The sequence below is a fragment of the Amycolatopsis sp. NPDC024027 genome (genome assembly GCF_040638975.1).
Taxonomy (GTDB): Bacteria; Actinomycetota; Actinomycetes; order Mycobacteriales; family Pseudonocardiaceae; genus Amycolatopsis.
In genome coordinates, this window is the sequence record NZ_JBEZYY010000041.1 from 1 (window position 1) to 19,071 (window position 19,071).

The window sequence follows — 19,071 nt, forward strand, 5'->3', positions numbered from 1 at the left end:
GTGCTGCCCGGCCTGTTCGGGGTCCTGTTCACCCCCGGTGGATACGGGGGTTCTCCCTACTAGCGCAGGCCGTCGGGCTCGGCCATTCGGGACGTCGGGGGTCCCGAATGAGTCATTCGCGACGTCGGAGGCGCTCGGTCGGACCCCAGCAGTCACACCAGCACCACGTGATCCGCTTGTCCCGAACCGGTTTGACACCCGTCTAGAACATATGTTCGACTGGCGCCGTGCGATGGGATCGGCAGCGGACAGGGGAAGGTGAACCGGCACTGCCCGGGCTCGAGGGCCTGGTGCGCTCGGTGCGGTCACCGGAATTCGACGGCGTCACCTTTCACGAGGTGCACGCGCGGTCGGTGCTGAACAAGGTGCCCGCCGGCTCCGGGGTGCCCTTCGGCTGGACCGTCAACCCGTACCGCGGCTGCTCGCACGCCTGCACCTACTGCCTCGAAGGCGGCACCCGGATCCTGATGGCCGACGGCCGCACGAAGGCGTTGTCCGACCTGAAGGTCGGCGACGAGATCTACGGCACCCGCGGCCACGGCGCGTCCCGGCGGCTGGTGCCGACCCGGGTCGAGGCGCACTGGACCACCCTGCGCGCCGCCTACCGCGTGACCCTCGAAGACGGCACCCGGCTCGTCGCCGGCGGCGATCACCGGTTCCTCACGAGCAAGGGCTGGAAACACGTCACCGGCAGCAAGTTCGGCGCCGCCCAGCGGCCGCACCTGGAGCCCGGCACCGAGCTGATCGGCGTCGGCCGGTTCGCGCCGACGCCGGACGAGACGCTCGGCTACCGGGCCGGCTACCTGTGCGGGATGCTGCGCTCCGGCGGGTTCGCCGCGGAGCCGGACGCCGCCGCGCGGGCGCTGGAATACCTGCCGGACTTCGGGGCGTCGGTCGGTTTTCTCAAGGTACCGCCGGATCCGGACGCCCACTGGCAGCGCGGGTTCCTCGCCGGCGTCTTCGACCTCGCGGGCGATTACGGCCGGGGCGTCCTCGCGGTCGCGCACGACGAGCCCGAGATCGCCGACGCCTTCACCGCCGCGCTCGCCCGCTTCGGCTTCGCCCACCAGCTCGACGAGGTGCCGAAGTTCCCGACGCGCCAGGAGATCCGGCTGCTCGGCGGCGTCGGCGAGGTGCTCCGGTTCTTCCACGTGAGCAACCCCGCCGTGCCGTGGAAGCGGTCGCTCGAAGGCGCGGCGATCGGCTCGAGCCGGCGCCGCGTGGAGGCGATCGAACCGCTCGGCCTGCAGCTGCCGCTGTTCGACATCACCACCGGCACCGGCGACTTCGTGGCCGACGGCATGGTGTCGCACAACTGCTTCGCCCGGAACACCCACACCTACCTCGACTTCGACGCCGGCCGCGACTTCGACACGCAGGTCGTCGTCAAGGTCAACGCGCCGCAGGTGCTGGCCGCGCAGCTGAAGAAGCCGTCGTGGCGGCGGGAGCACGTCGCGATGGGCACCAACACCGACCCCTACCAGCGCGCCGAGGGCCGCTACCGGCTGATGCCGGGCATCATCACCGCCCTGGCGCGGTCCGGCACGCCGCTGTCGGTGCTGACCAAGGGCACGGTGCTGGCCCGGGACCTGCCGCTGCTGCGGGACGTCGCCCGGGACGTGCCGGTGGGGCTCGCGGTGTCGATCGCGCTGCTCGACGAAGAGCTGCAGCACCGCCTCGAACCCGGCACCCCGAGCCCGCGGGCGCGGCTGGAGCTGGTCCGCAAGGCGCGCGAGGCCGGGCTGCCGTGCTCGGTGCTGGTGGCGCCGGTGCTCCCGTGGCTGACCGACTCCGAGGAGGCGCTGGACGCGCTCTTCGCCCAGCTCGCCGACGTCGGCGCGACGAGCGTCACGGCGTTCGCGCTGCACCTGCGGCCCGGGGCGCGGGAGTGGTTCGGCCGCTGGCTGGCGGGCTCGCACCCGGAGCTCGTGCCGCGGTACCGGGAGCTGTACGCGCGGGGCAGTTACGTGCGGAAGGCCTACCGGGAGGGGCTCGCCGAGCGGGTCGGCCCGCTGCTGCGGCGGCACGGCCTGGACCGCAAGCCCGGTTTCGAGGCGCGCGGTCCCGAGCTGCCGGCGGCCGAGGCCGCTCCGGCGGAGCAGCTGCGCCTGCTCTGAGGAGTCCCTTGTGGACCCGGTGGGTGACGTACTGGGCCGTTCGGGGCGATTGTGGCCCGGTGTCTTCGGTTTGCGGCAAAATGTCCGATCGTGTCGTTGTCGTCCCGCCTCACCGGCGCCTAACGTCGAAGGGATCGAGCCCGGAAGGAGCCGGACGATGACGACTTCGCAGACCGATCGTGTCGCAGCCGCCCGGCTCGCCTGGGCCGCCCTGAAGCTGACCCGGGCCGGCCGGCACCCGGTCGGCGTCGACCGGCTCGCCGCGACCGTCGGCGTCACCCCGATCGAGGCCCGGCGGCTGGTCGAGCTGATCGGGTTCACCCTGCACCGCGACCTGGTGTCGACCGGCCCGGCCCCCCGCGGCGCCCACCACCGCATCGAGCCTGCCGAAGGCACCCTCGGTGCGGGCCCGGACGGCACGGTCGACATGTTCCTGCTGGCCATCGCGACCGGCGAGCGCGTCCACGCGACGGCGATCTGCCCGGTCACCGGCACGCGCATCCGCATCGAACTGGTGCCGAACGCGATCCTGCTGGCCGACCCGCCCTCGGCGGTGGTCGCGGCGGTCGACCTCGGGTTCGGGCTCGACAGGGCCGACGCGATGGCCTGCGCGGGGCAGCCGTTCTTCGCCTCCGCCACGGCGGCGGCGAGCTGGCTGGTGGCGCACCCGGGCGGGCGCATCTACCAGGTGGCCGCCTACCTGACCCAGGCCCACCGCCTGGTCGCGGCGCTGGAGACCCGGCCCAAGTACGTCCTCTGACCACCGCGCCGGGCGAGCCTGCCGACGTCGTAGGGTGGGTGGTTCGTTAGCCTTCAAGCAGCGAGAACCACCCATGTCGAAGGAGAGCAGTCGCAGTGCTCCGCACTCACAACGCCGGCACCCTGCGTGCCGGACAGGCCGGACAGACCGTCACCCTCACCGGATGGGTGGCCCGGCGGCGCGATCACGGCGGCGTCATCTTCATCGACCTCCGCGATGCCAGCGGCGTCGCCCAGGTCGTCTTCCGCGAGGGCGAGATGGCCGAGCGCGCGCACGCGCTGCGCTCGGAGTTCTGCGTGAAGATCGTCGGTGAGGTCGCCGAGCGGCCCGAGGGCAACGCCAACGCCGAGATCCCCACCGGCGGGATCGAGGTCCTCGCGACCGGGCTCGAGGTGCTGTCCGAGTCCGCGCCGCTGCCGTTCCCGATCGACGACCGCGTCGACGTCGGCGAGGAGATCCGCCTCAAGCACCGCTACCTCGACCTGCGCCGCAGCGGCCCGGCCGCGGCCATGCGGCTGCGCAGCGAGGTCAGCCGCGCCGCGCGCGAGGTGCTGCACGCCCAGGACTTCGTCGAGATCGAGACCCCGACGATGACCCGCTCGACGCCCGAAGGCGCGCGCGACTTCCTGGTGCCCGCCCGCCTCAAGCCGGGCTCCTGGTACGCGCTGCCGCAGTCGCCGCAGCTGTTCAAGCAGCTGCTCATGGTCGGCGGCATGGAGCGGTACTACCAGATCGCCCGCTGCTACCGCGACGAAGACTTCCGCGCCGACCGGCAGCCCGAATTCACCCAGCTCGACATCGAGATGAGCTTCGTCGAGCAGGACGACGTCATCGCGCTGGGCGAGGACATCGTCTCGGCGCTGTGGAAGCTGATCGGGCACGAGATCCCGCGGCCCATCCCGCGCATCACCTACCACGAGGCGATGGCCAAGTACGGCTCCGACAAGCCGGACCTGCGCTTCGACCTCGAGATCACCGACATGACGGAGTTCTTCGCCGACACGCCGTTCCGCGTCTTCCAGGCGCCCTACGTCGGTGCGGTCGTCATGGCCGGCGGGGCGGGCCAGCCGCGCCGCCAGCTCGACGCCTGGCAGGAGTGGGCGAAGCAGCGCGGCGCGCGCGGCCTCGCGTACATCCTCGTCAACGAGGACGGCACGCTCGGCGGCCCGGTCGCCAAGAACCTGTCCGAGACCGAGCGCGAGAACGTCGCCGCCGCGGCGGGCGCGAAGCCGGGCGACTGCATCTTCTTCTCCGCGGGCAAGGCCGCTTCGACGCAGCCGCTGCTCGGCGCCGCGCGCGACGAGATCGGCAAGCGGCTCGGCCTGATCGACGAAAACGCCTGGTCGTTCGTGTGGGTCGTCGACGCGCCGCTGTTCGCGCCGGTCGAGGACATCGGCGACGACGTCGCCGTCGGCTCCGGCAAGTGGACCGCGGTGCACCACGCGTTCACCTCGCCGACCCCGGAGTGGATCGACAAGTTCGAGCAGGACCCGGGCAACGCGCTGGCCTACGCCTACGACATCGTCTGCAACGGCAACGAGATCGGCGGCGGCTCGATCCGTATCCACCGCGGCGACGTCCAGAAGCGCGTCTTCAGCCTGATGGGCCTCGGCGAGGAAGAGGCGCAGGAGAAGTTCGGCTTCCTGCTCGACGCCTTCGCCTTCGGCCCCCCGCCGCACGGCGGCATCGCGTTCGGCTGGGACCGCATCGTCATGCTGCTGGCCAAGGCCGACTCGCTGCGTGACGTCATCGCGTTCCCGAAGACCGGCGGCGGGTACGACCCGCTGACCGCCGCGCCCGCGCCGATCACCGCGCAGCAGCGCAAGGAAGCCGGGATCGACGCGAAGCCTGCCGCCGCCCCGCCGAACTAGTGCTGCACCTCAGGGCCGTGTGCCCGTCGGACAAGACCGCCGAGGCGCTCGAGATCCTGCGGGCCCACGCCGGCACCGCGCACCTCATCGTGCACCGCGGTGCCGCCGTGGAGCCGGCGGGTGACCTGGTCGAGGCCGACATCGCCCGCGAAGCGGCGGACGAGATCGTCGACGCGCTGTGCGTGCTCGACCTCGACCACACCGGCGGCATCACGCTCGAAGCGCTCGATACCGCGCTGTCCGACGCCGCCGACGAGGCGGAGGAGGCGGCGCCGGGCGAGGCGGCCGACGCCGTCGTCTGGCAGGAGCTGCTCGGCCGCACGGGTGAGGAGTCGCGGCTGAACGTGACGTTTCTGGCGTTCCTCACCATCGCGTGCCTGCTCGCCGCCGTCGGCGTGCTCACCGACTCCTCGGTGACGATCGTCGGCGCGATGGTCGTCGGGCCGGAGTTCGGGCCGCTGGCGGCGCTCGCCGTCGGCCTGGTGCTGCGGCACCGGCAGCTGATCCGGCAGGCCGTGGCCGCGCTCGGCATCGGGTTTCCCCTGGCCATGGTGGTCACGCTGGGCGGCGTCCTGCTGGTGCGGGCGACGGACGTCTTCGGCGAGAAGGCGTTCGAGCTGCAGCAGCACAACGAGGTCGATTTCGTGTTTTCCGTCGGGGCGCCGTCGCTGGTCGTGGCGATGCTCGCCGGTGCCGCGGGGATGCTCGCCATGACATCGGCGAAGTCGGCCGCGCTGGTGGGCGTGTTCATCTCGGTGACCACGGTGCCGGCCGCGGGCTACGCGGTCGTCGCGGCCGTGGCGGGGGACTGGAGCCGGTGCCTCCAGTCCGTTGGGCAGCTGCTGGTCAACCTTCTCGGAATCGTTGCAGCAGCGGCCATTGTGTTGATCCTGCGCCGGAATGGGCAACGTTCACCGGTGGGAATGCGTCCGCTTTCACGCGGGTGACCCGTCTCCGGCGGGGATGCCGCTTTTTGTCCGGATGTCAGTAGTCATGGTTGCTCAGTCACGAGTAGGGTCGGTGACAATGACAGTCGACACCTCCTCCGCCGGCGACGCTGGAGTCGGGGCAGGAGCCGAGCAGCTCGCCATCGCCGCGGCGGTCGCGGCGGGCGAGTCCGTTCTCTCACGCCGGTTCGGCAGCGCGATCACGCTGGTCTCGCCCGAGGACCTGGCGGGGAGCGGGCCGGCCACGGTGGTCCGGGCGCGGGTGGTGTCGTCGTTCGCGCTGCCCCGCACGCTCGTCATCAAGCACTACCCGGACCGGCCGGAGTCCGGCGCCGACCCGTTCGCCCAGGAGGCGGTCAGCTACCAGCTGTTCACGGCGCTGGCCCCGGACGAGCGGATGTGCCCGGAACTGGTGGCCCACGACGGCCGCGACCGCGTGCTCGTGCTGGAGGACCTCGGCCGCACGCCGACGCTGGAGGACGAGCTCTACGCCCGCGACTCCCGCGCGGCCGAGCGTGCGCTGCTGTCCTGGGCCCGGTCGCTGGGACGCCTCCACGCGAGCACGGCCGGCCGCGAAGCGGACTTCAACGCGCTGCTGCGGCGCCTGGGCGGCCCGGCGAAGGGCGATTCCGACGGCGTCGATGCGTTGTGTTCACGGGTCCCTTCGCTGATTCAGGAGCGCCTGGGCATTCCGGTGCCGGACGAGGTGCTCGCGCAGGTGACGGCGGCGGTCGAGCAGTCCCGCGCGGCGGGGTTCCGGGCGTTCAGCCCGGTCGAGCTGAGCCCGGACAACAACCTGGTGACCGGCCAGGGGGTGCGGTTCCTCGACTTCGAGAACGGCCGGGTTCGCTCGGCCCTGGACGACGCGGCCCACCTGAGGCTGCCGTTCGCGAGCTGGCCGGACGCGCTCGCCCTGCCGGCGGGGATGAGCGAAGCGATGATCGCTGCTTGGCGGGCTGAAGTGGTCGGGGTGTGGCCCGCTTTTGCCGACGACGAGGTTCTTGCGGCGCATCTGACGTGCAGTGAGCTGCTGCGGGTTTGGCTGATCACGGGGGAGGAGCTGGGGGCGTTGAACCTGTCCCGGCACGCTGCGCCGGTCAGCCGGGAGGCGGCGTTCGTGACTTGGTGGCGGGATTTGGCGAAGCATGCCGGGTATGTCCGGATGGGGGCGGTTTCGGAGTTCGCGGCGCGGGTGGCGGCGGGGCTTGCGGCTCGGCTGGGACCGCATGCTGATCTGGCGTTTTATCCCGCGTTCCGGTGATTTCCCGGGGTTTGTCCACAAGTTGGCCGGGGTGTTGATGGGTGGGCCGGTTTGCGGGTTTGGGCCGGGGTTTTTGTCGGGTGGCGGGGATACGCTGGAAGCGGGGGCAGCCCCCAGGGAGGGCGGGCTGTGTCGGGCGGGCTGTGTCGGGCGGGCTGTGTCGGGCGGGCTGTGTCGGGCGGGCTGTGTCGGGCGGGCTGTGTCGGGCGGGCTGTGTCGGGGGGCTCTTCCGGGGTCTTCCCGCCGGCCCGAACGCCGGATTGTTCAACGGCCGTCAGGCCGTGTCAAGGCGGGAAAGCGTGCCTTGACACGGCCTGACGGCCGCTGATGCGGCTGCGTATCGGGTCGGCAGGGGGGTGTGGCCGGGCGGTCGGCAGGGGGTGTGGCCGGGGGGTGTGGCCGGAGGGGCGTTGTGCGTGAACCGTTGTTGCGGAGTGGCAGAGCGCTGAGGGTTGGGCGCTGAGCGCCCCTGCTCTCGCCTCGCAACCCGCGCCGTGCCAAGCACCCTGGCCGCCGCCTCCGACCTCGCCGGACAGGAAATTTCCGGCCTCTGTGAGGTGCGCGTCAAGAATTAGGCCCGGTGTCGTGGGCGCGTTACCTCGTCCTCACCGGGTGTGAGCCTGGGTGGCCGATGGTCGTGTGCGTGACCGTGATGAGCGTCGATGTCACCCCCCTGCCCGAACCGTCCCGGCCGCCGCTGGCCGCCGTCGCGCCGCTCAAGCGGGCCCGGCGGCTTGCCGTCCTCGGTGACTCCACCGCCGTGGGGCTCGGTGATCCGCTTCCTCGGCGTGCGGGATGGCGCGGTGTCGGTCCGCTGGTCGCCGCCGCTCTTGGGGTTGATGACAGCGGCTATCTCAATCCCTCGTTCGCCGGGGCCCGGATGCGGTGCGTGCTCACCGAACAGGTTCCCGCCGCCGTTGCTCACCGGGCCGATGTGGCTCTGCTCGTCGCCGGGATGAACGACACCCTGCGTCCGGACTTCGACGCCGCTCGGATCGCCGCCGACCTCACCGAGGTGATCCGGCGCCTTCGCGAGGCCGGGACCACCGTGCTGCCCGTCCGCTTCCACGACCACAGCAAGGTCTTCCGCCTCCCGCCGTCGCTGAAACGCGCTCTCAGCGCCCGCGTCGCCGAACTCAACGCCGCCATCGACGACGTCGTCGCGCGGGAGGGCGTGCCCTGCCTCGATCTCGGCCGGCTGCCCGGGGCCTACGACCTGGCGTCCTGGAGCGTCGACCGGCTGCACCCCTCCGAACTGGGCCACCGCATGCTCGCGAACGGCTTCACCGGGCTGCTCGCCGACGCCGGGTTCGCGGTTCCGGAACCGGTGAGCCTCACCTGCGGTGGCGGGGTCGAGCCGAGCGCCACCGGACACGTGGGTTGGCTGGTGCTCAAGGGAATCCCGTGGCTCTGGCGCCGCGGCCGCGAATTCCTGCCCTACGCCGCCGTCATCATGTGGAACTCGTTCCGCGGCCGCTGAACACCCGCAGCGCTTCCACGTCCGAAGCCGGGTTGCGGACGAAGAAGTCCGCCCACTCCTCGATGTCCGGGTACGCGCAGTGCTCCGCGAGGAACCGGCACGCCGCCTCGACGTCGTACTCCGTGCGCCGCAACTCGACGCCGTCGCCGAGCAGGGCCCAGTGCGCACCGCTTGTCCCGTACGGCATGCCGACGCTGCCGGGGTTCACCACCAGCCGCCGGTCGGCGAGCCGCACGAACGGCATGTGCGTGTGCCCGCAGACCACCGTCGACGCGGAAACGCCGTCCAGCACCTCCGCCCAGCGCTCCGGAGAAGAGTCGACGAGCACGATCTCGGTGTCGTCGCGCGGGGTGGCGTGGCAGAACAGCACGCCGTCCACGGTCACCGTCAGCGGCAGCGCGTCGAGCACCGGGAGGTCGGCCGGCCGCAGCTGCTTCGCCGCCCACGGGAAGATCGGGTCCGGGACGAACGAGCCGCCGGTGCGCGCGGATTCGGCCAGCTCGCGGTCGGCGTTGCCGCGCACCCACACCGCGCGATCGCCGAGCGCCTGGAGCCGCTCGAGGGTTTCGACGGGCATCGGCCCGGCGAGCAGGTCGCCGAGCAGCACGATCTTCTCCGCCGCCCGGACGTCCGGCTCCGCCAGGACCGCCTCCAGCGCCGGGAGGACCCCGTGGATGTCCGCCAGCACCGCCACGTTCACCGGTCCACCATCGGGCAAGCCGAGCGCCCCGGGCGAGCGATTTCGCCCAGGGCGCAACCGGCCTACTTCGTCGTGAGCGGCAGCTCACGCACTCCGGTCATGTTGGGGTTGACCTGGAACTTCGGCGGCTCACCCGGGACCGTGCGCAGCTTCGGGTAGCGGTCGAGCAGGATGTCCAGCGCCACCCGGCCTTCCAGCCGCGCGAGCGGCGCGCCGATGCAGAAGTGGATCCCGCGGCCGAAGGCCAGGTGCGGGTTTTCCGCGCGCAACGGGTCGAACGTGTCCGGGTCGTGGAACACCCGCTCGTCGCGGTTGGCCGCCGCCACCCAGCAGAGCAGCATCTGGTCGGCCGGCACCGTGACGCCGCCGACCTCGACCTCCCGCATGGTCACGCGGGCCACCGCGGCGAACGGCGTCAGGTACCGCAGCGACTCTTCGATCATCGGTGGCACGAGCGAGCGGTCCGCGCGCACCCGTTCGTCCCACTCCCGGTGCGTGTCCAGGCACAGCACCGCGTTGCCGAGCAGCATCGTGGTGGTGATGTGGCCGGCCAGCAGCAGGATGTTCGCGAAGTTGACGACGTCGGAGCGGGACAGCCGTTCGCCGTCCAGCTCGGCCTCGACCAGCTTCGTCAGCAGGTCTTCCCGCGGCTGCTTCCGCCGCTCGTCGACGTGCACGCCGAGGTAGCCGGCGAGCGCTTTCTGGCCTTCCTGGGACGCCCGGATCGCCGCGTCCTGCTGCTCGTCCCTCTTCACCAGCGAAATCTGGTTGGCGGACTCGAACATCTTGTCCACCCAGCCCTTGAACAGGGTCCGGTCGCTCGCCGGGACGCCCAGCAGCTCGGCGATCACGATCACCGGCAGCGGGTAGGCCAGGTGCTCGACCAGCTCCAGCCGGTCGCCGGGCGGGATCGCGTCCAGCAGCTCGTGGGTGATCGCGGCGATCCTCGGTTCGAGGTCCGCCACCACCTTGGGGGTGAACGCGCGGCTGACGAGCTTGCGCATCTTGTTGTGCAGCGGCGGGTCCAGCTGCAGGATGCTGCCCGTCGACATGTCGTAGTCGGGGTCCGCCAGCATCTCCTCGGGGATCAGCCGGGTGGTGTCGGACGAGAAGGTCGCCGGGTCGCGGAGGATTCCTTCGATCTCCGGGTGCCCGTAGACGTTCCACATCCCCAGTTCCGCGGCGAACTCGACGCGCTTCTCCGGTTGCTTCCCCCGCAGCCAGAACTGGGCCTCGTGCAGCCCCCAGGTGTCGGCGAGTGTGGTGGTCATTTCCGCCCCTTTCCCCGTGTGGCCCCGGGATCAGCCGGGTGCGTTGGCGGGATCGTGTGCGTAGATCCCGTTGCGATAGCCCGAGACGAGCTCCTCGAGCGCCGAACTCAATTCCGCCGCCACCGTCGCGACCGCGGCCGGATCGGGCTCCCCCGGTGGTTCGAACGCGGTGCGGATCAGGTGGGCGAGGACGTTCGCCTTCTCCTGCAGGGGGATGCCATCGAACTCGTCCGAAAGCGTGTCGCCCAGGTAGAAGCCGAGCGTCGCGGCGTGGAGCGCGTAGTTCAGGTGGGGGACGTCCGCGCGGATCAGCCCGTGCCGGAGCATCACCTCCTCGAACCGCATGCCCAGCTGGTCCTGCTGCTTCTTCAGGGCGACATCGCCCAGCGAGCCGAACATCTCCGCATTGCCGCGCAGCATCGCCATCACCAGCGGGCGGCGGTGGGTGATCAGGAACGAGCCCGGGATCATCCGGTGGGGCAGGATCATCGCCGGGTCGGCCTTGATCGTGGCCAGCAGCTCGTCGGTCAGGTCGGCCGACTCCCGCATCAGCAGCGCCTGGAACAGCAGCTCCTTGTTGCGCCAGTGCAGGTAGACGGTGCCCTTGCCGATGCCGACCGCCCGCGCGATGTCGTCGACCGCCACCTTGCGGTAGCCCATGCGCAGCAGCAGCTCGCCCGCCGCGTCCAGGATCCGGTCGGCACGCTCGCGGTTGGGATGGCTCATGCGTCTCCACCTGTGGTTTTCGTTGAGCATTTGACTGGTTGACGCAAATCGCACTTTCGGTCAACCGGTCAGAACGACGGTAGCGCCGATCCGGGTACCGGGGCAAGCGGTTCTGTCGGTGGAGTCGGTTAACGTCATCTCCGTGGCACAGGACGAGCTCTTCACCGTGAACGCCGACATCGCGCCTCCGCCGGAGCGCACGACGTCGAACGCGGGCGCGGAACCGCAGGCCGACCCGGCGAGTTCGCCGCTGGCGGTCCGGATGCGGCCGCGGTCACTCGACGAGGTCGTCGGTCAGCAGCACCTGCTGCGCGAAGGCGCCCCGCTGCGGCGGCTGGTGGAGGGCGCCGCGCCGGCGTCGGTGCTGCTCTACGGCCCGCCCGGCACGGGCAAGACGACGCTGGCCAACCTCGTCTCGATCGCGACCGGCCGCCGGTTCGTCGCGATGTCCGCGCTCTCGGCCGGCGTCAAGGAAGTCCGCGGCGTGATCGAGGAGGCGCGCCGGCGGCGCCAGTACAACGCCGAGAACACCGTGCTGTTCATCGACGAGGTGCACCGGTTCTCCAAGACCCAGCAGGACGCGCTGCTCGGCGCGGTCGAGGACCGCACGGTGCTGCTCGTCGCGGCGACGACCGAGAACCCGTCCTTCTCCGTCGTGTCGCCGTTGCTGTCGCGGTCGCTGGTGCTGCAGCTGCGCCCGCTGACCGACGCGGACATCACGGAGCTGATCGAGCGCGCGCTCGCCGACGAGCGCGGTCTCGGCGGCGAACTGACGCTGACCGAGGACGCGCGCGCCCACCTCGTCCGGCTCGCGGGCGGGGACGCCCGCCGCGCCCTCACCGCCCTGGAAGCGGCGGCGGACGCGGCGTCGGCCACCGAGGCGAAGACGATCGACCTGGCCACCGTCGAATCCACAGTGGACAAGGCGGCGGTGCGCTACGACCGCGACGGCGACCAGCACTACGACGTGATCAGCGCGTTCATCAAGTCGATCCGCGGGTCCGATGTGGACGCCGCGCTGCACTACCTGGCCCGGATGATCGAAGCGGGGGAGGATCCGCGGTTCCTCGCGCGACGGCTGGTGGTGCACGCCAGCGAGGACATCGGGATGGCCGACCCGACGGCACTGCAGTCCGCCGTGGCGGCCGCGCACGCGGTCCAGTTCATCGGCATGCCGGAGGGCCGGCTGGCGCTGGCGCAGGCCACCGTGCACCTGGCGACGGCGCCGAAGTCGAACTCGGTGATCAAGGGCATCGACGCCGCGCTGGCGGACGTCCGCGCGGGGCTGGCCGGCACGGTGCCGCCGCACCTGCGCGACGGGCACTACGCGGGGGCGAAGAAACTGGGCAACGCCCAGGGCTACCGGTACCCGCACAACGTGCCGGAGGGCGTGCTGGCGCAGCAGTACCCGCCGGACGAACTGGTCGGCCGCGACTACTACGAGCCCACCGAGCGCGGGGCCGAGCGGACCCTCGCCGACCGCGTCCCCAAGCTGCGCCGGACGATCCGCGGCGACCGGTGAGCCGAACGGACGGATCGTCGGCCCCTGATCACCTTCGCGGGCCGCGGCGGCCGAGATCAGCGGGTTTCGTAAGCTGCACGCCTGGAAGGTGACCCGAACCCCGCAGGAGGCGTGCCCGTGCCCGCGACGCTGCAGTGCATCGTCTTGGACTGTCCGGAACCGCTGGTCCTCGCCCGCTTCTACCAGGCTCTGCTCGGCGGCGAGGTGGATCGCCCCGACCCGCGGTGGCGCGTGGACGAGGACTGGTCGACCCTGCACGTGGACGGGCTGGTCCTGGGCTTCCAGCGAGCCCTCGACCACCGGCCGCCGCGCTGGCCGGACCCGGCCTTCCCGCAGCAGTTCCACCTCGACTTCGAGGTCGACGACTTCCGGGAGTCGCACGAAGTGGTCCTGGCCGGCGGCGGCCGGCTGCTCGACCCCGACCTCGGCGGCCGGGGCTGGCGCGTCTACGCCGATCCGGCGGGCCACCCGTTCTGCCTCCTGGGCGACTACTGAGCGCGCGGGCGCGGCCCGGCTTCGGCACGATGGCGGCATGACTGTCGCGTTTCTCGGAACCGGGATCATGGGCGCCCCGATGGCGGCCAACATCGCCAAGGCGGGCCTCGACGTCCGGGTCTGGAACCGGACCCGGGAAAAGGCCGAGCCGCTCTCCGACATTGCCACGGTCGCCGAATCGGCGGCGTCGGCGGCCGAAGGCGCGGACACCCTGGTGACCATGCTCGCCGACGGCCCTGCCGTCGCCGAGGCGTTCGAAGCCGCTTCGCCCGCTTCGGGGACGTTGTGGCTGCAGATGAGCACGGTCGGCCTCGACTGGACCGGCCGGCTCGCCGCGCTGGCGGAGGAGGCGGGCGTGGTGTTCGTGGACGCGCCGGTGCTCGGCACCCGGCAGCCCGCGGAGCAGGCGCAGCTGCAGGTGCTGGCGTCCGGCCCGGAGGAGGCCCGGCCCAAGGCCACCCCGGTGTTCGACGCGGTCGCCATCAAGACCCGATGGCTCGGCCCGGCAGGCAACGGCAGCCGCCTGAAGCTGGTGCTGAACGCCTGGGTGCTGGCGCTGACCAACGCGACGGCCGAAAGCCTCGGCCTGGCCCGCGCGCTGGACCTGGACCCGGCCCTGTTCCTGGAGACGATCGAGGGCGGCGGCCTCGACGTCGGCTACGCGCACGTGAAGGGCGGCGCGATGCTGTCGGGCGAGTACCCGCCGGCCTTCCCCGCGAGCCTGGCGGCGAAGGACGCCCGCCTGGTGGTGGAGGCGGCGGGCGAAGACGTCGACATGGCGGGCGCGAAAGCGGTCCTCGCGCACCTGGAGGCAGCCGTCGAGGCCGGCCACGGCGACGAGGACATGGCGGCGCTGTACCGCGCGGTGGTGAAGGAGCGTTAGAGGAGCGTCGCGAGCCGGTCCACACCCAGGGCGCTGGTCAAGAAGCGTTCCTTCGCGTTGCCCAGTAGCTTCCGCGTCCACGGCGTGAAGCCGCCATCACCGACTTCGGCGAGCTCGCCGCCGAAGGACGCGTACACCTTGAAGCAGAGGCCCTCGTAGTACCCACCCCGGCCGCCTTCGCGCTCCGGGAAGGGGCGGACCGGCACGTCCGGCACCGCGTCGAGCAGGCCCTCGAACCGGGGGTCGAGCACGGTCACGCGCACCTCGGCCGCGGCCGCGCCCAGCGCCCGGCACGCCGCGGCCAGCAGCCGGGCGTGCTCGGCCAGGTGCTGCCGCTCGAAGGCCAGATCGCCGGTGTCCCGGCCGGCCGTCACCGCGCCGAACAGCGAGAAGTGCGCGAACAGCCCCGCCGGGACCTGCTGGGCCCGCACCACGCGCTGCACCGCGGCCAGCCGGACGACGTCCTCCGATGAGCGCCGGACCGCCGCCTCCAGGGCCAGGCCGGTGGTGGGGTCGGCGGCGACCTCGGTGCCGCGGCCGGTCGGCACCACCCGGTGCTGGGCCACCCCGGCCACCGCCGAATGGGTGCCGAGCGGGACGAGCGGCGAGAGGGTCACCAGGTCGAAGCCGGTCGCGGCGCCGAGCAGGGCGTCCTCGACCCGGCGCAGCAGCGCGAACGGCAACGGGCTCGGCGCCGCGAAGCGGTCTTCGCGGTGGCGGCGCAGCACGTCGGGACCGGACAGCCGGGCCGCGCGACGGCGCGCGACCTCGAGCTGGACCGTGGTCAGGTCCGCACCCGGCAACGCGGCCAGCACTTCGGCCGCCGTGCCGCCCGGTCCGGAAAGGACCCGGCGCCCGGGTCCGTCGTCGTGTTCCATCGCCCAGGTGTACCGCGCGGCCGCGGCCCCGGGCGACGTGTTTTCCGGGCCCGGCGGGGTGACACGGTCGGGGACCCGGCCAGGCGGTAACCTCAGTCGGCATCCCGACCCCTGAACCGAGGAGGGCCCGTGTCGGCAGGGCAGATCGCCGCGTTGATCGCCGCAGGAGCATTCGTGGTGCTGGTCGTCCTGCTGGCGATCCCGCTGATCAAGCTCGGCAAGACGCTGGACGCGGCCACCGAGGCGATCGAGCGCACCAACAGCAACACCGATCCGCTGCTGATCGGCGCGAACGAGACGATCACGCACGTCAACACCCAGCTCGAGCGGGTGGACGGGATCACCGCGAACGCGCAGGCGGTCACGGGCAACGTTTCCGCGCTGGCGTCGGTGTTCACCGCCACCCTGGGCGGGCCGCTGGTCAAGACCGCGGCCCTGTCCTACGGGCTCAGCAAGGCGATCAAGGCGCGCAAGAAGAAGAGCGCCTTGAAGGCCGCGAAGAAGGCCGGGAAATGAAGCGGCTGTTCTGGCTCGGCGTCGGGGTCGTCGCCGGCGTCGCGCTGTCCCGCAAGGCCGCCGAAACCGCTCGTCAGGCCACTCCCGCCGGGTTAGCATCGAACCTGGGGGACGCCGTGCGCGAGCTGGCGGGCGCCGTGGGTTCGTTCGGCGCCGAGGTGCGCGCGGGCATGAACGAGCGGGAACAGGAGCTGCACGACATGGTCGAGGAGCGGGCGGGCGTGACCACGCCCCGCGCCGAGGGGCGGCACGCCGCCGCGGCCCGGCGCCCGGTCCGGCGAGCTCGCCGGGCGGAGGGCTGATCCGGGCCTGCCCGGAACCCTTCCGCCGTCGCCACCGACCCCGTTCTGCACCACCGGTACCAAGGACTGACCGTGGACACACACGAAATCACCGACCGTTTCCTGCGCCATTTCGAGAGCAAGGGCCACACGCGCGTGCCCAGCGCGCCGCTGATCCTCGACGACCCGAACCTGCTGTTCGTCAACGCCGGCATGGTGCAGTTCAAGCCGTACTTCCTCGGTGAGGCGCCGCCGCCGTACCCGCGCGCGACCTCCGTGCAGAAGTGCGTGCGCACGCCGGACATCGACGAGGTCGGCAAGACCACCCGGCACAACACGTTCTTCCAGATGGCCGGCAACTTCTCCTTCGGCGACTACTTCAAGGAAGGCGCCATCGAGGCGGCCTGGGAGCTGATCACCAAGCCCCAGACCGAAGGCGGCTTCGGCCTCGACCCGGAGCGCATCTGGGCGACGGTCTACAACGACGACTCCGAAGCGGCCGGGCTGTGGCGCAAGCTCACCGGCCTGCCCGGCGAGCGGATCCAGGCCCGCGACGGCAAGGACAACTACTGGGACATGGGCGTGCCCGGTCCCGGCGGCCCGTGCTCGGAGATCTACTACGACCGCGGCCCGGCGTACGGCCGGGAGGGCGGCCCGGTCGCCGACGAGGATCGCTACATCGAGATCTGGAACCTCGTCTTCATGCAGGACGTCCGCGGCGACCTGAGCCCGAAGCTGGGCCACAAGCCGATCGGCGAGCTGCCGAAGAAGAACATCGACACCGGTATGGGCGTCGAGCGCGTCGCGACGATCCTGCAGGGCGTCGAGAACGTCTACGAGACCGACCTCGTCCGCCCGGTCATCGGCCGCGCCGAGGAGTTCTCCGGCCGCCGCTACGGCTCGAACCACGCCGACGACGTCCGCTTCCGCGTCATCGCCGACCACGCCCGCACCGGCGTCATGCTGATCGGCGACGGCGTCACCCCGGGCAACGACGGCCGCGGCTACGTGCTGCGCCGCCTGCTGCGCCGGATCGTCCGGTCCACGCGCCTGCTGGGCGTGCAGGAGCCGGTGCTGCAGGAGTTCGCGAAGGTCGTCCGCGACACGATGGGCCCGACCTACCCCGAGCTGGTCTCCGGCTTCGACCGCATCAACGAGGTCGTCCGGATCGAGGAGGAGGCGTTCCTCTCGACCCTGACGAGCGGGTCGCGCATCTTCGACATGGCGGCCGAGGAGACCAAGCGCGGCGGCGGCGACGTGCTGGCCGGCGACAAGGCGTTCCAGCTGCACGACACCTACGGCTTCCCGATCGACCTGACCCTCGAGATGGCGTCCGAGCAGGGCCTGAGCGTCGACGAAGAGGGCTTCCGCACGCTCATGAACGAGCAGCGGACCCGGGCGAAGGCGGACGCGGCGGCCCGCAAGACCGGCCACGGCGACCTCTCGGAGTACCGCAAGGTCCTGGAGCAGCACGGCGAGACCGAGTTCCTCGGCTACACCGACCTGCAGGCCGAGGCGAAGGTCGTCGCGCTGCTCGAAGACGGCCAGCCGGTCCGCAGCGTCACCGCGGGCAAGAAGGCGGAGCTCGTCCTCGACCGGACGCCGTTCTACGCCGAGAGCGGTGGCCAGGTCGCGGACACCGGCGTGCTGCTGGGCGACGGCGTCGAGCTGAAGGTGCTGGACGTCCAGAAGATCGTGCCGGGCCTGTTCGTGCACCGCGTCGAGGTCACCGACGGCGAGGTCGGCCTGGACACGAAGCTCACCGGCTCGGTCGACACGCACCGCCGCCTGTCCATCGAGCGCTCGCACTCCGCGACGCACCTGGTGCACGCGGCCGTCCGCGGCGCGTACGGCAAGCGCGCGGCGCAGGCGGGCTCGCTGAACTCGCCGGGCCGCATGCGGTTCGACTTCACCACGCCGGGCTCGGTGTCGGCGGACGTGCTGACCGAGGTCGAGCAGGAGGTCAACGACTACCTGCAGACCGACGTCGAGGTGCAGAGCTACACCACGACCAAGGACAAGGCCCTCGAACTGGGCGCGGTCGCGCTGTTCGGCGAGAAGTACGGCAACGACGTCCGCGTGGTCGACATGGGCGACTACTCCCGTGAGCTCTGCGGCGGCACGCACGTCGAGCGGATCGGCCAGCTCGGCCTGGTCAAGCTCGTCTCCGACGCCTCCATCGGCTCGGGCGTGCACCGCGTCGAAGCGCTGGTCGGCACGGACGCGCTGAAGTACGTCCGCAAGGAGCAGCTGCTGGTCTCGCAGCTGGCGAACACCTTCAAGGTGCCGTCGGACCAGCTGCCCGGCCGCATCGAGGACGTCCTGACCCGGCTGAAGAACGCCGAGAAGGAGATCGCCCAGCTGAAGACCCAGCAGGTGCTGGGCTCGGCGGGCTCGCTGGTCGACAAGGCGCAGGAGATCAACGGCGTCACGGTCGTCGCCGAGGTCGTCCCGGACGTCGACGGCAACGGCCTGCGCGCCCTCGCCTCCGACATCCGCGGCCGGCTCGGTGCGCGGCCCGGTGTGGTGGCGCTGTTCTCCCCGGCCGGCGAGAAGCTGAGCTTCGTCGTCGCGACGACGAAGCCGGCGCAGGACAAGGGCATCGCGGCGGGCAAGCTCGTGCCGTCGTTCGCCGAGAAGATCGGCGGGCGGGGCGGCGGCAAGCCCGACATGGCCCAGGGTGGGGGCACGAACCCGGCCGGTGCGGCCGAGGCGGTCACCGCCCTCCGCTCGGCCATCGCCGGCATTGGTTAACCGCGGAAACCGCGGCCCGGATCGGCCAGGCAAGGACGATCCGGGGCGCGGCCGTCGGCTCGGAGTGGATGTCGGATCCGTCCGGGTCGGGGTGGCGCTGAGCGATCCGGCCCCGGTGCTCGCTTCGCCATTGGTTACCCTCTCCCGCGATGCGACCGACGACACTGACCTGGACCACCTGGCCGCCCTCGTCACCGAACACGGGGTGGTCGAGGTGATCGTGGGCCTGCCGAGAACGCTCGCCAACCGGCAGGGTCCGGCGGCCGAGCTGGCGATCGCGTACGCTGAACGCCTGGCCGGGCGGATAGCGCCCGTGCCGGTCCGGCTGGGCGACGAGCGGCTGACCACGGTCACCGCATCCCGCATCCTCTCCCAGCGCGGGGTCAAAGGCCGCAAGCAGCGTGCGGTGGTCGACCAGGCCGCCGCCGTCGAGATCCTGCAGGCCTGGATCGACGCCGCCGCTGCGCACCGCGCCCGGGAGGGAGACCGATGAACGAGCAGCCACCTGAACCCCCACGCGGGCGCCGGCGACTGCGCGAGCCGGAAGCGGCCACCCCGCCGCCGTCCCGGCCCGCACCGCGCCGCGCCGACCCGCGAGCCGCGGAAGCG

The 19,071-nt window shown here is 71.8% G+C and carries 17 protein-coding genes; 13 read left to right on the forward strand and 4 right to left on the reverse strand.

Annotated elements, in window-relative coordinates; genetic code table 11:
• Positions 1-227: 227 nt before the first annotated feature.
• From AB0F52_RS48215 to AB0F52_RS48240, 6 genes are all read left to right on the forward strand, one after another.
• The gene (locus tag AB0F52_RS48215) at positions 228-2,117 is read left to right on the forward strand and encodes an intein-containing Rv2578c family radical SAM protein (protein ID WP_360186264.1); all 1,890 of its coding nucleotides are present in this window, start codon (positions 228-230) and stop codon (positions 2,115-2,117) included.
• Between the two features lie 157 nt (positions 2,118-2,274).
• Complete coding sequence (gene merB, locus AB0F52_RS48220) at positions 2,275-2,877, forward strand: organomercurial lyase (RefSeq protein WP_360186266.1); 603 nt, start codon at positions 2,275-2,277, stop codon at positions 2,875-2,877.
• 95 nt (positions 2,878-2,972) lie between these two features.
• The gene (gene aspS / locus AB0F52_RS48225) at positions 2,973-4,748 is read left to right on the forward strand and encodes an aspartate--tRNA ligase (protein ID WP_360186269.1); all 1,776 of its coding nucleotides are present in this window, start codon (positions 2,973-2,975) and stop codon (positions 4,746-4,748) included.
• Positions 4,748-5,695 (forward strand): DUF389 domain-containing protein, encoded by a 948-nt coding sequence (locus tag AB0F52_RS48230; RefSeq protein WP_360186272.1) that lies wholly within the window; start codon positions 4,748-4,750, stop codon positions 5,693-5,695. Before aspS ends, AB0F52_RS48230 begins: the two co-directional genes overlap by 1 nt.
• A 79-nt stretch (positions 5,696-5,774) precedes the next feature.
• Complete coding sequence (locus AB0F52_RS48235) at positions 5,775-6,956, forward strand: phosphotransferase (protein ID WP_360186275.1); 1,182 nt, start codon at positions 5,775-5,777, stop codon at positions 6,954-6,956.
• A gap of 631 nt (positions 6,957-7,587) precedes the next feature.
• Complete coding sequence (locus AB0F52_RS48240) at positions 7,588-8,436, forward strand: SGNH/GDSL hydrolase family protein (RefSeq protein ID WP_360186306.1); 849 nt, start codon at positions 7,588-7,590, stop codon at positions 8,434-8,436.
• Here AB0F52_RS48240 and AB0F52_RS48245 read toward each other — a convergent pair.
• The 3 genes from AB0F52_RS48245 to AB0F52_RS48255 form a co-directional block, all read right to left on the reverse strand.
• A complete protein-coding gene (locus AB0F52_RS48245; RefSeq protein WP_360186278.1) occupies positions 8,408-9,136 on the reverse strand; it encodes a YfcE family phosphodiesterase in 729 nt (242 codons plus the stop codon). The two genes, AB0F52_RS48240 and AB0F52_RS48245, sit on opposite strands and share 29 nt — an antisense overlap.
• Before the next feature lie 62 nt (positions 9,137-9,198).
• Positions 9,199-10,407: a cytochrome P450 gene (locus AB0F52_RS48250; RefSeq protein WP_360186280.1), complete on the reverse strand. Its 1,209-nt coding sequence runs from the start codon at positions 10,405-10,407 to the stop codon at positions 9,199-9,201.
• Positions 10,408-10,437: 30 nt separating this feature from the next.
• Positions 10,438-11,133, reverse strand: a complete 696-nt coding sequence (locus AB0F52_RS48255; protein WP_360186283.1) for a TetR/AcrR family transcriptional regulator — start codon at positions 11,131-11,133, stop codon at positions 10,438-10,440.
• A 142-nt stretch (positions 11,134-11,275) separates the two neighbouring features.
• Here AB0F52_RS48255 and AB0F52_RS48260 point away from each other — a divergent pair, with 142 nt between their 5' ends.
• The 3 genes from AB0F52_RS48260 (at position 11,276) to AB0F52_RS48270 (ending at position 14,033) form a co-directional block, all read left to right on the forward strand.
• Positions 11,276-12,655: a replication-associated recombination protein A gene (locus AB0F52_RS48260; RefSeq protein ID WP_360186286.1), complete on the forward strand. Its 1,380-nt coding sequence runs from the start codon at positions 11,276-11,278 to the stop codon at positions 12,653-12,655.
• A 117-nt stretch (positions 12,656-12,772) separates the two neighbouring features.
• Positions 12,773-13,150 carry a VOC family protein gene (locus tag AB0F52_RS48265; RefSeq protein WP_360186289.1) on the forward strand — a complete coding sequence of 126 codons (378 nt, stop codon included), beginning with the start codon at positions 12,773-12,775 and terminating at the stop codon, positions 13,148-13,150.
• Between the two features lie 37 nt (positions 13,151-13,187).
• On the forward strand, positions 13,188-14,033 hold the full coding sequence (locus AB0F52_RS48270; protein ID WP_360186292.1) for an NAD(P)-dependent oxidoreductase: 846 nt from the start codon (positions 13,188-13,190) through the stop codon (positions 14,031-14,033).
• Here AB0F52_RS48270 and AB0F52_RS48275 read toward each other — a convergent pair.
• A complete protein-coding gene (locus AB0F52_RS48275) occupies positions 14,030-14,911 on the reverse strand; it encodes a hypothetical protein (RefSeq protein ID WP_360186295.1) in 882 nt (293 codons plus the stop codon). The genes AB0F52_RS48270 and AB0F52_RS48275 overlap by 4 nt on opposite strands.
• Before the next feature lie 129 nt (positions 14,912-15,040).
• On the opposite strand from AB0F52_RS48275, the gene AB0F52_RS48280 reads away from it, so the two are divergent.
• The 4 genes from AB0F52_RS48280 to ruvX all read left to right on the forward strand — a co-directional run bounded on the left by AB0F52_RS48280 (position 15,041) and on the right by ruvX (position 18,955).
• Positions 15,041-15,427 (forward strand): DUF948 domain-containing protein, encoded by a 387-nt coding sequence (locus AB0F52_RS48280; protein ID WP_360186298.1) that lies wholly within the window; start codon positions 15,041-15,043, stop codon positions 15,425-15,427.
• On the forward strand, positions 15,424-15,729 hold the full coding sequence (locus AB0F52_RS48285) for a hypothetical protein (protein ID WP_360186300.1): 306 nt from the start codon (positions 15,424-15,426) through the stop codon (positions 15,727-15,729). Before AB0F52_RS48280 ends, AB0F52_RS48285 begins: the two co-directional genes overlap by 4 nt.
• A 72-nt stretch (positions 15,730-15,801) precedes the next feature.
• On the forward strand, positions 15,802-18,462 hold the full coding sequence (gene alaS / locus AB0F52_RS48290; protein ID WP_360186303.1) for an alanine--tRNA ligase: 2,661 nt from the start codon (positions 15,802-15,804) through the stop codon (positions 18,460-18,462).
• 64 nt (positions 18,463-18,526) lie between these two features.
• Positions 18,527-18,955, forward strand: a complete 429-nt coding sequence (gene ruvX / locus AB0F52_RS48295; RefSeq protein ID WP_360186309.1) for a Holliday junction resolvase RuvX — start codon at positions 18,527-18,529, stop codon at positions 18,953-18,955.
• Positions 18,956-19,071: the final 116 nt, after the last annotated feature.